At 57.8% G+C, this 232-nt stretch carries 1 protein-coding gene; it reads left to right on the top strand.

The features are described 5' to 3' along the window. Positions 1–232 (top strand): hypothetical protein (locus MXD62_RS09760; RefSeq protein WP_248829025.1); only part of this gene is annotated, 232 nt, incomplete at both ends.

Raw genomic sequence — 232 nt, 5'->3', positions numbered from 1 at the left:
CCCTGGAACCGTCACCTATGCCAATGGCAATGTGATGAATAACCCGGCGGCCTTCTCGTTTGACGGCGGTTGGGGCGGTGGTGATCCGTCGGTCGGGCCGACCGGCTATAATCCCGGGTGGGGCGGCAACATTGTTTCGAAGCCGACGACGGATGAGGAGACCTACGCTCAGATCGACGCTGGCTACAATCGCGACGGTTTCATCAACCGCATTCAGTTCGGATATAAATAC

The organism is Frankia sp. Mgl5 (assembly GCF_023242985.1).
In the GTDB taxonomy this organism is placed as follows: domain Bacteria; phylum Actinomycetota; class Actinomycetes; order Frankiales; family Frankiaceae; genus Parafrankia; species Parafrankia soli.
Note: the sequence above shows the minus strand (reverse complement) of the source record. Positions and strands in the feature narration are given on the sequence as shown.